The sequence below is a fragment of the Myceligenerans halotolerans genome, from assembly GCF_054782975.1.
The window spans coordinates 49,164-63,391 of the sequence record NZ_BAAGRL010000016.1 but is presented as its reverse complement, the minus strand read 5'-3'; the positions used below and the strand labels follow the sequence as shown (position 1 = coordinate 63,391).

8 protein-coding genes are annotated in these 14,228 nt (G+C 69.5%); all 8 read left to right on the top strand.

Annotated elements, in window-relative coordinates; translation table 11 throughout:
* Positions 1-30 precede the first annotated feature (30 nt).
* The 8 genes from ACYVK5_RS12090 (at position 31) to ACYVK5_RS12055 (ending at position 13,840) form a co-directional block, all read left to right on the top strand.
* Positions 31-1,032: an ABC transporter substrate-binding protein gene (locus ACYVK5_RS12090; RefSeq protein ID WP_460705210.1), complete on the top strand. Its 1,002-nt coding sequence runs from the start codon at positions 31-33 to the stop codon at positions 1,030-1,032.
* Between the two features lie 276 nt (positions 1,033-1,308).
* Positions 1,309-2,829 carry a sugar ABC transporter ATP-binding protein gene (locus tag ACYVK5_RS12085; RefSeq protein WP_460705208.1) on the top strand — a complete coding sequence of 507 codons (1,521 nt, stop codon included), beginning with the start codon at positions 1,309-1,311 and terminating at the stop codon, positions 2,827-2,829.
* A complete protein-coding gene (locus tag ACYVK5_RS12080) occupies positions 2,826-4,013 on the top strand; it encodes an ABC transporter permease (RefSeq protein ID WP_460705206.1) in 1,188 nt (395 codons plus the stop codon). The genes ACYVK5_RS12085 and ACYVK5_RS12080 overlap by 4 nt, the downstream gene beginning before the upstream one ends.
* Entirely contained in the window at positions 4,010-5,011 is a 1,002-nt protein-coding gene (gene yjfF / locus ACYVK5_RS12075; protein WP_460705204.1) for a galactofuranose ABC transporter, permease protein YjfF, read from the top strand. Before ACYVK5_RS12080 ends, yjfF begins: the two co-directional genes overlap by 4 nt.
* Before the next feature lie 193 nt (positions 5,012-5,204).
* Positions 5,205-6,686 (top strand): family 43 glycosylhydrolase, encoded by a 1,482-nt coding sequence (locus ACYVK5_RS12070; protein WP_460705202.1) that lies wholly within the window; start codon positions 5,205-5,207, stop codon positions 6,684-6,686.
* A 196-nt stretch (positions 6,687-6,882) separates the two neighbouring features.
* Complete coding sequence (locus tag ACYVK5_RS12065) at positions 6,883-8,439, top strand: RICIN domain-containing protein (RefSeq protein ID WP_460705200.1); 1,557 nt, start codon at positions 6,883-6,885, stop codon at positions 8,437-8,439.
* Between the two features lie 193 nt (positions 8,440-8,632).
* Positions 8,633-10,132, top strand: coding sequence for an RICIN domain-containing protein (locus ACYVK5_RS12060; RefSeq protein ID WP_460705198.1), 1,500 nt, complete (start codon positions 8,633-8,635; stop codon positions 10,130-10,132).
* Positions 10,133-10,246: 114 nt separating this feature from the next.
* Complete coding sequence (locus ACYVK5_RS12055) at positions 10,247-13,840, top strand: alpha-L-arabinofuranosidase C-terminal domain-containing protein (RefSeq protein ID WP_460705196.1); 3,594 nt, start codon at positions 10,247-10,249, stop codon at positions 13,838-13,840.
* Positions 13,841-14,228: the final 388 nt, after the last annotated feature.

The window sequence follows — 14,228 nt, the reverse complement described above, 5'->3', positions numbered from 1 at the left end:
CGAAGCCGACCGGGATCTCGAGGAGGAGAAATGGCACGACACACCTTCGCCCGCACCACCCTGGCCGCGCTGTCCGCGGCGACGCTGTTCGCGCTCGGCGCGTGCAGCTCGGAACCGCCGAGCTCGGACGGTGACGCCGGGAGTGGCGACGGCGGCGACGAGCTGATCAGCGTCGGGTTCTCGCAGGTCGGCGCCGAGTCCGGCTGGCGCAGCGCGAACACGATGTCCATCAAGGACGCGCTGACCGAGGAGAACGGCTTCGAGCTCAGCTTCTCGGACGCCCAGCAGAAGCAGGAGAACCAGATCTCCGCGATCCGCAACTACATCGCGCAGGGCGTGGACGTCATCGCGTTCTCCCCGGTCGTCGAGACGGGCTGGGACCCGGTCCTGGAAGAGGCCAAGAGCGCGGGCATCCCCGTGGTCCTGACCGACCGTGCGGTGGAGACCACCGTCGAGGACGCGTACGTGTCCTTCATCGGCTCGGACTTCGTCGAGGAGGGCGTGCGCTCCGGCGAGTGGGCGGTCGAGGAGTTCGACGGCGAGGGCTACAAGGTCGTCGAGCTGCAGGGCACCACGGGTTCGGCGCCGGCGATCGACCGCCAGGAGGGCTTCGCGGACGCGATCGCGGGCAGCGACCTGGAGGTCATCGACTCCCAGACGGGCGACTTCACCCGTGACGGGGGCAAGAAGGTCATGGAGGGCTTCCTCACCGCCCATGACGACATCGACCTGGTGTTCGCACACAACGACGACATGGGCCTGGGCGCCATCGAGGCCATCGAGGCCGCGGGCAAGACGCCGGGCGAGGACATCAAGATCATCACCATCGACGGCGTCAAGGACGGCATGACCGCCCTCGCCGCGGGTGAGATCAACTACATCGTCGAGTGCAACCCGCTGCTCGGCCCGGACCTGGCCGAGGTCATCCAGAAGACCGTGGCCGGCGAGGACGTCGAGGAGCGCATCGTCACGCACGACGAGGCCTTCGACCCGGAGGGCGCGAAGGAGGTCCTGGCGGACCGCCAGTACTGATCCGGCACATCCAGCCGGCTGTCACCCCTCACCGGGACGGCCGTCCCTCCGGGACGCGCCGTGGTGAGGACGGAACGCCGGGGCAGCACCTCCGCCACGGAGGCTGCTGCCCCGGCGCGGCCGGGGCGCCGGGCCGGTCCCGCTGATCGACCGGATGTCGAGCGGTCGGCCGATGGTCGGGTGGTCGGTCGCCCGAGCGACCGACCACCCGACCATCGGACCGACCACAGGCAGCGCCCCGGCGGGATCCGGACGGCGCGCGAGAAAGGCTTCAACGTGACGACGCAACCAGTCGTGGAACTGACCGGGATCACGGTCGAGTTCCCGCCGGTCACGGCACTCGCCGGGGTGGACTTCCGCCTGTATCCCGGCGAGATCCATGCCCTCATGGGCGAGAACGGAGCGGGCAAGTCCACGCTCATCAAGGCGCTCACAGGCGTCTATCAGACCTCCGCCGGGACGATCGCCGTGAACGGCGCGGAGCACAGCTTCGCCGGTCCGGGCGACGCCCGCACGCACGGCATCAGCACCGTGTTCCAGGAGGTCAACCTCTGCGGGAACCTTACGGTCGCGGAGAACATCATGCTCGGGGCCGCGGAGCCCCGCCTGCTCGGCGGTCTGCACTGGCGTTCGATGCGCAGGCAGGCCGCGCGGCACCTGGAGCGGATGGGCCTGGACATCGATCCCGGCTCCAGTCTCGACTCGCACTCGCTCGCCGTGCAGCAGCTCGTCGCGATCTGCCGCGCCACCGCCGGGGACTGCAAGGTGCTGATCCTCGACGAGCCGACCTCCAGCCTCGACGCGGACGAGGTCGAGAGCCTCTTCACCGTGATGCGACGGCTCCGGGACGACGGCGTCGCCATCCTGTTCGTCTCGCACTTCCTGGACCAGATCTATGCGGTCTCCGACCGGATGACCGTGCTGCGCAACGGCGGCCTGGTGGGCGAGTGGGCCACGGCCGACCTGCCCGCGGGCGAGCTGGTGAAGCACATGATCGGCCGCTCCGCGCAGGTGCTGGAGTCCGTCGAGCGTGAGCGCGGGGCCGTCGCCCCCTCCGAGGGGACCGAGCCCCGGCTCCAGGCGATCGGCCTGGGCCGGAAGGGCTCCATCCAGCCCTACGACCTCGACGTGTACCCGGGCGAGGTGGTCGGCCTCGCCGGCCTGCTGGGCTCGGGCCGTACCGAGCTGGCCCGCCTCCTGACCGGCGCGGACCGCCCGGACTCCGGCACCACCAGGGTCGAGGGCGCGCTCCGCAAGCTGCACACACCGCGCGCCGCGATGGCTCGCGGCATCGCCTACACGTCCGAGGACCGCAAGGGCGAGGGCATCGTCGACGGCCTGACCGTGCGCGAGAACATCGTCCTGGCCATGCAGGCGGAGCGCGGCTGGGTACGCCCGCTGCCCCGCCGCCAGGTCGACGAGATCGTCGCGAAGTACATCGAGCAACTCGGCATCCGCCCGGCCGACCCGGAGGCGCTCCTGCGCAACCTGTCGGGCGGGAACCAGCAGAAGGTGCTCCTGGCCCGCTGGCTCGCGACGGCCCCCAAGCTGCTCGTCCTGGACGAGCCCACCCGCGGCATCGACGTCGGGGCCAAGGCCGAGATCCAGAAACTCGTCGCGGAACTCGCGGGCGAGGGCATGTCCGTCGTCTTCATCTCGGCCGAGCTGGAGGAGGTCCTGCGCCTCAGCCATCGCATCGCGGTGCTCCGCGACCGGAAGGTCGTCGCGACCATCGACTCCGAGGGAACGACGACGGACCAGGTCGTCGAACTGATCGCCAGAGGGAGCGTGGCATGAGGCAGGCCCTGAGACACCATCTTTTCTGGCCGGTGGCGGCACTCGTCGTGCTCGTCGTGGCGAACACGATCGCCAAGCCGTCCTTCCTCTCCGTGACCGTCACGGACGGACACCTGTTCGGCGCCCCCGTCGACATCCTGCGCGCGGCGGCACCGCTGCTGCTCATCGCGCTCGGGATGACCCTGGTCATCGCCACACGCGGCATCGACCTGTCGGTCGGCGCGGTCGTGGCGGTCTCCGGCGCGGTCGCCCTGGAGTACATCAGTGCGAGCCCCAACCCCGAGAGCCCGCTGACGGTCCTCGTCGCGGTAGGCATCGCGCTGGGCCTGTCCCTCGTGCTCGGGTTGTGGAACGGATTCCTGGTCACGGTGCTCGGCATCCAGCCGATCATCGCGACGCTGATTCTCATGACCGCCGGCCGCGGTGTCGCGATGCTCATCACCGGCGGCTTCATCACCACGGTCAACAGCGAGCCGTACAAGGGGCTCAACTCCGGGTTCTTCCTCGGGTTGCCCGCCGCGATCTGGATCGCCGTCGGCCTGTTCGTGGTCGTGGCCGTCATGGTGCGGCGTACGGCGCTCGGCATGCTGCTGGAGGCCACGGGCATCAACCCGGCGGCGAGCCGCCTGGCCGGCGTCCGCTCCCGGACCCTGACCTGGACGGTCTACGCCGCGGCCGGCCTGTTCGCCGGCCTGGCGGGGATTCTCATCAGCGCCGACACCATGGCCGCCGACGCGAACAACGCCGGAATCTTCATCGAGCTCGACGCGATCCTCGCGGTCGTGATCGGTGGAACCGCGCTGAGCGGTGGCAAGTTCAACTTGTCCGGCACGTTCGCCGGCGTCCTCGTCATCGCGACGCTGGAGCGCACGGTCACGGTGCTCGGCATCTCGCCGCACGTCACCCCGCTGTTCATGGCGCTCGTCGTCGTGACGGTCACCCTGCTGCAGTCGCCGCGCGTGCGCGAGCGGTTCGCGGTGGCGGCACTCCGCCGTCGTCCCGCGGCCGGGCCGGGTGGTCCGGCGCAGGCCGGCGGTAGCGGAGCGGTTGAGCCGGAGTCCGACGACGACGGTGCCGGTGCCGGTGCCGGGACGGAAACGGTGCCCGACGCCGTCGCGGGGCCGAACGCGGACGAGGGCGCGAAGCTCTCGGCGCCGACCGACGAGAAGGAGGTCACCCGATGACCATCACGACGCCCGAGAAGGTAGCCTTCGGCTGGGTTCCGGCGGCCCTCCGGATCGACCGCCGGTACCTGCCCGTGCTGGGCACGCTGGCCGTCCTCGCGCTGATGCTGGTGATCGGCGGCACCCGGTACGACAACTTCCTCACGCCGATCGTCTACTCGAACCTGTTCATCAACAACGCGCACCTCATCGCGCTGGCCGTGGGCATGACGTTCGTCATCCTCACCGGCGGGATCGATCTGTCGGTCGGGTCGGTGCTGGCACTGTCGACGGTGATCATCGCGTCGTTGCTGCAGGCTGGTTGGCCGGTCGCCGTCGTGCTCCCGGTCGCCGTGCTCGCCGGTTCGCTGATCGGCCTGGCGCACGGGGTGATGATCCAGGTGTTCGGGGTCCAACCGTTCGTGGCGACCCTCGCCGGGATGTTCTTCGCGCGAGGGCTGTGCTTCGTCATTGCGCCCGAGTCCATCCCGATCGACGCCCCGGCGTTCACGGCGCTGGCCGGCTGGGACTCGTGGATGGGTCACTTCCGGACCACGTCAGCCGTGGTGATCGCCCTCGCCCTGGTGGTGATCGGGTTCGTCGTGCTGCACTACACGCGCTTCGGCCGCACGGTCTACGCGGTCGGCGGCGGTGAGCAGTCGGCGATGCTCATGGGCCTCGCCGTGGCGCGGACCAAGGTGCTGGCGTACGTGGTGAGCGGGACCTGCGCCGCGCTGGGCGGCATGCTCTTCGCGATGGGCAACCGGTCCGGCTACGCCCTGAACGGCGTGGCGATGGAGCTGGACGCCATCGCCGCCGTCGTGATCGGCGGAACGCTGCTGACCGGCGGCACCGGGTTCGTCGTGGGCTCCCTGCTCGGCGTGCTCACCCTCGGCACGATCCAGACGGTCATCCAGTTCGAGGGCAACCTCAGTTCCTGGTGGACCAAGATCGTGATCGGCGCCCTGCTGCTGATCTTCGTGGTCCTGCAGCGGGCACTTACCCTCCGCAAGACCTAGCCCCCCAGACCGCCGGCCACCGCCTCGCCCCTGGCGGTGGCCGGCACCCCGGCCCCGCGGGCCGCCCCCCTCGGTCCGCGGGCACGCCGAGAACGTCATCCTGAGTGGTGTTAACGCTCACACCAGCCCAGATGGCGTTCTCGGCGGCCGGGTGAATCACGACAGTCCCTTACAACGATGTGAAGGATGGAACATGACGACAAACGTGCGACACATGTGGCGCCCGACGCGGGCGGGACTCTCGCTCGCGGCGCTGCTCGCGATCATCGCGATGGTCGCAGCCGCCCTCGTGGTGGTACCCAGGACGCCGGCACGCGCCGCCGTCGACACCGGACAGTGGTACATCATCCAGTCACCCGTCTCGGGCATGGTGCTCGACATCACCGACATCTCCGAGGAAGCCGGCGCCGGGTTCCAGCAGTGGGACCGGCTCGACGGCGCGAACCAGCAGTTCCGGTTCCTGGACTCGGGCAACGGCTACTACCGGATCCAGGCGCGGCACTCCTCCATGGTGCTCGACGTCTCCGGCCGGGACCCCGACAACGGCGCCGACATCATCCAGTGGGACGACCTCGACGGCACCAACCAGCAGTGGCAGGTCCGCGAGAACTCCGACGGGACCGTCACGTTCCTCAACCGGTTCTCCGGCAAGGCGCTCGACCTCTGGGAGTGGTCGACCGACCGCGGCGCCCGCATCTCGCAGTACGACGACAACGGCCTCGACGCGCAGCGGTGGCACCTCGTCCCCGTCGGCGCGCTGAGCAACCCGCTCCGCAGCAACGGCGCCGACCCCTGGATCCAGTACTGGGACGGCTACTACTACATGTCCACCACCACGTGGGACTCCACGGTGATCATGCGCCGGTCCCCGACCCTCGCCGGCCTGACCACCGCGCAGGACCAGGTGGTGTGGGACGACGCCGGCACCGCCGACCGCTGCTGCAGCCACTGGGCGCCCGAGTTCCACCGGATCGACGGCACCTGGTACCTGACCTACACCTCGGGCAACTCGCAGACCAATTTCGACGGGCAGAAGATCCGCGTGCTGCGCTCCACCGGTGACACGCCGATGGGGCCGTACGAGTTCATGGGCACGCCGATGCCGGAGCGATGGAACATCGACAGCTCCTACCTGGAGCACGACGGCAACCTCTACATGTTGTTCTCCGAGTGGATCGGCGCAGACCAGACGAACCGCATCATCCAGATGAGCAATCCGTGGACCGCGACCGGATCGCCCGCCACCATCTCCACCCCGACGTACTCGTGGGAGACCCAGGGCGCCCGGGTCAACGAGGGCGCGGCCGTGCTGAAGCATGATGGCCGCACGTTCGTGTCGTTCTCGGCGTCGTCCTGCGACACGCCGGACTACAAGCTGGGACTGCTCGAGCTCACGGGCTCCGACCCGATGGACCCGGCGGCCTGGACCAAGCAGTCCACCCCCGCTCTCCAGAGCGGGAACGGCGTCTACGGGACCGGGCACAACGGGTTCTTCAAGAGCCCGGACGGCACGGAGGACTGGCTCGTCTACCACGGCAACCCGTCGGCCGACGACGGCTGCGGGGACACCCGGCAGACCCGCGTCCAGAAGATCAGCTGGAACGGCGACGGCACACCGAACTTCGGCACGCCGGCCCCGTCGGGCCAGGTGCTCATACCGCCCTCGGGCGAGTAGCCGGCGCGGGCGGTCCGTCGACCGTCGGACGTCGGGTGGTCGGTCCGATGTCGAGAAGTCGGTCCCCCGAGGAGCCGATCCTCCGACGTCGGACCGACCACCCGACATCCGACCGACCGCACCCACCCGCCGTCAACCCGGAACCCCGGCGCACCCGCGCCCACTCACCACCGAACCCCCAAAGGATGGAGCAAAGATGCACATCTCCCTGAGACGAACCCTCGCGGGCGTCGCCGCCGCGGCGCTGGCCGGCACGCTCGGCGTCGCGGCGGCCACCACCTCCGCCGTCGTCACGGCCCCGGCCGCCGTGGCATCGCCCGGCGACGGCGACGCGTACTTCTTCCCCTACTTCACCGGCGAGTCCACCGACGACGGCGAGACGATCAGCTTCGCCGTCTCCACCGGCGACGACCCGATGTCCTGGCAGACCCTCAACGGCGGCGAGCCCGTCCTCACCTCCACGCTCGGCACGCAGGGCCTGCGGGACCCGTTCGTCATGCGGTCCGACGACGGCTCGACGTTCTACCTGCTCGCCACCGACCTGAAGATCTACGGTGGCGGGAACTTCGGTGATGCCCAGGAGACCGGTAGCCGGTCGATGATGGTCTGGGAGTCGGACGACCTGGTGAACTGGTCGGCGCAGCGCGAGATCGAGCTGGCTCCGGAGAACGCCGGCAACCTGTGGGCGCCCGAGGCGTTCTGGGACGAAGCGAACCAGGAGTACGTCGTCTACTGGGCCTCCGCGTTCTACCCGGACGACGTCGCACCCGAGGATCGCGACATCACAGACAGCTACCAGCGCATGATGTACGCCACCACCACGGACTTCGTGACCTTCTCCGAGCCGCGCGTGTGGATCGACGAACAGCAGGGCGCCGGGCGGGGGATGATCGACTCCACCGTGGTCCAGCTCGACGGCGTGTACCACCGGTTCACCAAGGACGAGTCCGACATGACCGTGCGTCAGGAGTCGTCCACCGACCTGCGCCGCACCCAGGGCGTCACCTCCGGCGACGGCTGGAACATGATCGCCGAGCGGGTCGGCGTCGGACAGCCCAACCCCTGGGGCGGCACGTTCACCGCCGGTGAGGGCCCCTCGGTCTTCCCCTCCCTCACCGACGACCGCTGGTACATGATCCAGGACCAGCCCAGCTACCACGGCGGCCAGGGCTACATGCTGTTCGAGTCCACGGACCTCGCCTCGGGGCAGTGGACGTCCGTGCCCGACGCCGTCCTGCCGCCCAGCCCCCGGCACGGCACCGTCCTGCCGATCACCGCGACCGAGCACGCCGCACTCCTGGACGCCTACGGCAGCTCCGGTCCGGGCGCCGGGTGGCACGTGATCGAGTCGGCCCACTCCGGACTGGTCCTGGACATCGCCGGCCAGTCCACGACGCCGGGCGCCCTGCTGACCCAGTACACCCGCTGGGACGGCACCAACCAGCAGTTCCGGTTCCTCGACTCGGGCAACGGGTACTACCGCATCCAGGCCCGGCACTCGGGGCTCGTCCTGGACGTGTACGAGTGGAACGCGGACAACGGCGCCGACATCGCCCAGTGGGACGACCTCGACGGCACCAACCAGCAGTGGCAGGTGCGGCAGAACGCCGACGGGACGGTCACGTTCGTCAACCGGTTCTCCGGCAAGGCCCTCGACGTGTGGGAATGGTCCACCACGCCGGGCAGCCGCATCTCCCAGTACACGGACAACGGCGCCGACGTCCAGAAGTGGCACCTGCACCCGGTGTCCTGACGGTACGACCCGTACGACCCGTAGGCGGGGTACCCGGCCGCCGTGCGATCGGCCATCCCATGACCGACCCGCACAGTGGTCGGCACATCCGCGAGTGATCGGCAGTTCGATCTGCCGATCACTCGTCAACCGGCCGACCTGCCACGAGGCAGGCGCCGATCGACAGACACGACGACGTGACGGAGGAGCGACCATGAGAAGGACACGCTCGAAGAGGTGGGCAGCGATTGCTGCCGGGCTGGCGCTCGCGGGAGCGGCGGCGGCCGGGGCGGCGACCGCGCCGGCGGCCACGGCGGCCGACGAGCCGTACGCCGGCTACCTGTTCTCCTACTTCACCGGGGAGAACACGGCCGACGGCGAACAGGTCTACTTCGGCCTGAGCCAGGGCAACGACCCGCTCAACTACATCGACCTCAACGGCAACCAGCCGGTGCTCACCTCGGACGTGGGGACCGGCGGCGTCCGGGACCCCTTCATCATCCGGGACCCCGGGACCGGCCGGTTCTACCAGATCGCCACCGACCTGAAGATCCACGGCAACGGCGACTGGGACGACGCCCAGCGGCACGGCTCGCGGAACATCGTGGTCTGGGAGTCGGACGACCTGGTCACCTGGTCGGAGCCCCGGCTGGAGCTGGTGTCGCCGCCCACGGCCGGCAACACCTGGGCGCCCGAGGCGTACTGGGACGAGGCGCGCGGTGAGTTCGTCGTCTTCTGGGCCTCCAAGCTGTACGAGGAGGACGACCCGGACCACACCGGATCGTCGTACAACCGCATGATGTATGCCACGACCAGCGACTTCAGCACGTTCAGCGAGGCGCAGGTCTGGGTCGACCCGGGCTACTCGGTGATCGACTCCACGGTGACGGAGCACAACGGCACGTACTACCGCTTCACCAAGGACGAGCGTTCCAACTCCGGCAGCTCCCCGTGCGGCAAGTTCATCACCGCGGAGCGCGCGACCGACCTGCACGACACGAGCTGGGACTTCATCGCCGACTGCATCGGGGACGGGGACATCAGCGCGGGCGAGGGCCCCACGATCTTCAAGTCCAACACCGAGGACCGCTGGTACCTCTTCATCGACGAGTTCGGCGGCCGGGGCTACGTGCCGTTCGAGACGACGGACCTGGCTTCCGGATCGTGGTCCGCGGTGTCCGGCTACGACATGCCCACCGACCCGCGGCACGGCACCGTCCTGCCGGTCACGCAGGCCGAATACGACCGGCTGCTCGCGGCGTACGGCGGCTCGGACGTCGTGCAGCCCGGCACCTGGTACGAGGTCGAGTCCGCGCACTCGGGTCTCGTCTGGGACATCGCGGGGCAGTCCACCGAACCGGGCGCGCTGCTGACGCAGTGGAGTTCCTGGGGCGGCGCCAACCAGCAGTTCCGCTTCGCCGATCTCGGCAACGGCTACCACACGATCGAGGCGCGGCACTCGGGTCTCGTCCTCGACGTGTCCGGCGCGAGTACGGCCAACGGGGCCGACGTCGTGCAGTGGGACAGCACCGGAGGAACGAACCAGCAGTTCCAGGTGCGCGCCAACGGCGACGGGACGGTGACCTTCCTGAACCGCAACTCGGGCAAGGCACTGGACCTGTACGACTTCGCGACGGACCCCGGCGCGCGCATCTCCCAGTACACGGACAACGGCAACGACGTCCAGAAGTGGATCCTGCACGCGGCATCGTGAGCTGATCCCAGGCGCCGGTCGGTCGTGCGCCGACCGGCCGGCGCCGTGGGGTCGGTCTCCCAAACCCCAGCCCGGCGAATTTCGCTGGGCGTCCTCGAGAGAAGGAGTACATCGATGTACAATTATCCACCAGGGCGATCGCGGCGAGTGTGGCTCGCCGGCGCCCTCACGCTGGGGCTGCTCGCCCCGACCGCGGCCGTGGCCGTCGCGGCCTCGGACGACGACGCGGGGCCGACGCCGGCCGCCGCCGCTGACGGCGACTACGCCGGCTACTTCTTCCCGTACTTCACCGGGGAGTCCACCGCCGACGGCGAGACCGTCTCCTTCGCGGTGAGCGACGGTCCGGACCCGCTGGACTGGACCACCCTGAACGACGACGCACCCGTCCTGACCAGCGATCTCGGCACCGAGGGCCTGCGCGACCCGTTCGTGATGCGCAAGACTGACGGCTCCGGGTTCGTGGTGCTCGCCACGGACCTGCAGATCTTCGGTGGCGGGAACTTCGGTGACGCCCAGGAGACCGGCAGCCGGTCGATCATGATCTGGGAGTCGCCGGACCTGGTGAACTGGTCGGAGCAGCGCGAGGTGGTGCTCGCACCCGAGAACGCGGGCAACCTCTGGGCACCCGAGGCGTTCTACGACGCGGACACCGGCGAGTACGTCGTGTACTGGGCCTCCGCGCTCTACCCGGACGACGTGGCCCCCGAGGACCGGGACATCGCCACCAGCTACCAGCGCATGCTGTACGCGACCACCACGGACTTCGTGACCTTCTCCGAGCCGCAGGTGTGGATCGACGAGAAGCGCGGCGACGGCCGCGGCATGATCGACTCGACGATCGCGGAGGAGGACGGCGTCTACCACCGGCTCACCAAGGACGAGTCGTACATGGGGATGCGGCAGGAGTCGTCGACGGACCTGCGGCTCACCCAGGGCGTGTCCGACGGCGACGGCTGGGACCTGACCGCCGAGCGCATCGGGTTCGGCGAGCCCAACCCCTGGGGCGGCGAGTTCACCGGTGGTGAGGGCCCCACGATGTTCCCCTCGCTCACGGACGAGCGCTGGTTCCTGCTCCAGGACCAGCCGTCGTACCACGGTGGCGAGGGCTACATGCTCTTCGAGACGGACGACCTGAGCAGCGGCGAGTGGACCGCGAACCTGGACGCCGAGCTGCCTGCGAGCCCGCGGCACGGCAGCGTCATCCCGATCACCGCCGAGGAGCGCGACGGCCTGCTTGCGGCCTACCCGCCGGCGGCGCCCTCGGTGACCGAGCACGAACTCACCATCGACGCCGACGCCGCGCGCACCGCGATGAGCGACGACCTGTACGGCGTGTTCTACGAGGACATCAACTACGCGGCCGACGGTGGTCTGTACGCCGAACTGGTCCGGAACCGCTCGTTCGAGTTCGCGCCGACGGACAACGCGAACTTCACCGGCATGACGGCCTGGGACGTGGTCGAGGGCGCCGGCGGCACGGTCGAGGTCGCCTCCGAGCGGGACGAGTGGCTCAACGACTCCAACCGGGCCTACCTGCAGATCGAGGCCGACGGCCCCGGCGTGGGCGTGCGCAACGAGGGGTACAACTCCGGGTTCGCGATCGAGCGGCGAGAGAAGTACGACTTCTCGATGTTCGTGCGGTCCGACGTGCGTCAGCGGCTGACGGTGCGCCTGGAGTCGGCCGACGGTACGACGACGTACGCCGAGAAGACCATCAGGGTGAACGCGCGGGACACGTGGCGCGAGGTCAGGACCAAGCTCCGCGCGAACGCGACGGTCGACGACGCGCGCCTGGTCGTGACCGGCGACGCCGCGGGGACGCTGCGCCTCGACATGGTCTCGCTGTTCCCGCACGACACCTGGAGGGGCCCGGTGAACGGCCGGTCCGTGCTGCGCGAGGACCTCGCGCAGATGGTCGCGGACCTCGAACCGTCGTTCCTGCGTTTCCCCGGCGGGTGCGTCACCAACGTGGGCACGTTCGACACGTACCTCGAGTCCGACGGCGAGGACCGCCGTCGTACCTACCAGTGGAAGGAGACGATCGGGCCGGTCGAGGAGCGGCCGACCAACTGGAACTTCTGGGGCTACAACCAGTCCTACGGCCTGGGCTACCTCGAGTACTTCGAGTTCGCCGAGGACCTCGGCGCGACGCCGCTGCCCGTGCTGTCCGTGGGCGCCAACGGCTGCGGATCGCAGATCCCCGAGATGACCGACGACGAGCGCATCGACCGCTGGGTCCAGGACACGGTGGACCTCATCGAGTTCGCCAACGGCGACGCCGACGACACCGAGTGGGGCGCCGTGCGTGCCGGGCTCGGGCACCCGGAGCCGTTCGGGCTGGAGTACATCGGCCTGGGCAACGAGGAGAACACCCACACGTTCGAGGCGAACTTCCCGCGCTTCCGCGACGCGATCGAGGAGCGCTACCCGGACGTCACGGTCATCTCGAACTCGGGGCCCGACGACGCCGGCGCCCGCTTCGACGAACTCTGGCAGTTCAACCTCGAGCAGGGCGTCGACATGGTCGACGAGCACTATTACAACGACCCGGCCTGGTTCCTGGCGAACGACGACCGGTACGACTCCTACGACCGGGGCGGCCCGCACGTGTTCCTCGGCGAGTACGCCTCGCGCGGCAACCAGTGGCGCAACGCGCTGTCCGAGGCGGCGTACATGACGGGGATCGAGCGCAACGCCGACCTCGTGGAGCTGGCCTCGTACGCGCCGATGTTCGCCAACGAGGACTACGTGCAGTGGTCCCCGGACATGATGTGGTTCGACAACGACGAGTCCTGGGGCTCCACGTCGTACTACACGCAGCAGATGTTCATGACGAACACCGGCGACGAGGTGGTCCCGTCGGAGCACACCGGCCCCGAGTCGACGCCGCCACCCCTGGCGGGCGGAGTCTTCCTGTCCACGTGGCTCACGCAGGCCGCGTACGACGACGTCGTGGTGACCGACAACGAGACCGGCGAGGTGCTGTTCTCGGACGACTTCTCCGGCGAGCCGACCTGGGACGCCCAGGGCGGCGCCTGGGACGTCGTCGACGGTGAGTACGTGCAGTCCGACGGCGGGGCCGAGGACGCCCGCTCGATCATCCCCGACGCCTACGGGCAGGACTGGACCAACTACACGCTGGAGCTGGACGCCCGGAAGCTCGGCGGCGGCGAGGGCTTCCTCGTCGGCTTCGCGGCCGGGGCGCCCGACCGGTTCTACTGGTGGAACCTCGGCGGCTGGGGCAACTCGCGCCAGGCGCTAGAACGGGCCGACGGCGGCCGCCAGGGCGAGGTCGCGGCGGTCGAGGGGCACTCGCTGGTGACCGGTCAGGACTACGACATCAAGGTCGTCGTGAACGGCCGGACCATCGAGATGTACCTGGACGGCGAGCTCCAGATGACGTACACGGAGCCGGTGACGCAGTCGCTGTACCAGGTGGTCACCACCGACGGGGAGACCGGTGACCTGCTGGTCAAGGTCGTCAACCCGTTCGGGAACGTGGCACGCACCGACGTGTCCGTGGCCGGGTTCGAGGTCGCCGGAGAGGCCGAGGTCGTCGAGATGACCGGCGACCCGGCGGCGATCAACACGAAGACGAGGCCGGAGCGCGTGGTTCCGGAGGAGAGTGACTGGAGCGGGGCGGCGAACGAGTTCACGTACGACTTCCCGCCGTACTCGATCACGTTCCTCCGCCTCACGGAAGGCTGACTCGTCGAGTCGAACCCCGGTCCCGGCCGAGACTCGCCGAACCGCAGTCTCGGCCGGCCGGGGGCGGTCGGCGGGGCGGCGAACCGCAGTCTCGGGCGGCCGGGCGTCGCCGAACCGCAGTCTGAGCCCGTCTTGGCTCGCCGAGTCGCAGGATGAATCGTTCGAATCCGGTGTTGGCACGATTCGGCCTGCGGTTCGGCGGCTGGTTTCGGGTTCGGCCTGCGGTTCGGCGGCTGGTTCCGGGTTCGGCCTGCGGTTCGACGGCAGGTTCCGACCCGGCCGGGGCCGCCAGCCGCGCGTGGACAAGTCGCCAGAAGGGCGCCAAGTCAGTCAGAACATGGGTCACACGCGCGGCTGCCGGACCACAGCCCGGCACGATCAGGCTGCG

What these genes read in the sequence shown, in the direction of transcription:
- ACYVK5_RS12065 (WP_460705200.1), top strand. Translation starts at nt 6,883, where the DNA reads ATGCACATCTCCCTGAGACGAACCCTCGCGGGCGTCGCCGCCGCGGCG.
- ACYVK5_RS12080 (WP_460705206.1), top strand. Translation starts at nt 2,826, where the DNA reads ATGAGGCAGGCCCTGAGACACCATCTTTTCTGGCCGGTGGCGGCACTC.
- ACYVK5_RS12090 (WP_460705210.1), top strand. Translation starts at nt 31, where the DNA reads ATGGCACGACACACCTTCGCCCGCACCACCCTGGCCGCGCTGTCCGCG.
- ACYVK5_RS12055 (WP_460705196.1), top strand. Translation starts at nt 10,247, where the DNA reads ATGTACAATTATCCACCAGGGCGATCGCGGCGAGTGTGGCTCGCCGGC.
- ACYVK5_RS12060 (WP_460705198.1), top strand. Translation starts at nt 8,633, where the DNA reads ATGAGAAGGACACGCTCGAAGAGGTGGGCAGCGATTGCTGCCGGGCTG.
- ACYVK5_RS12070 (WP_460705202.1), top strand. Translation starts at nt 5,205, where the DNA reads ATGACGACAAACGTGCGACACATGTGGCGCCCGACGCGGGCGGGACTC.
- yjfF (WP_460705204.1), top strand. Translation starts at nt 4,010, where the DNA reads ATGACCATCACGACGCCCGAGAAGGTAGCCTTCGGCTGGGTTCCGGCG.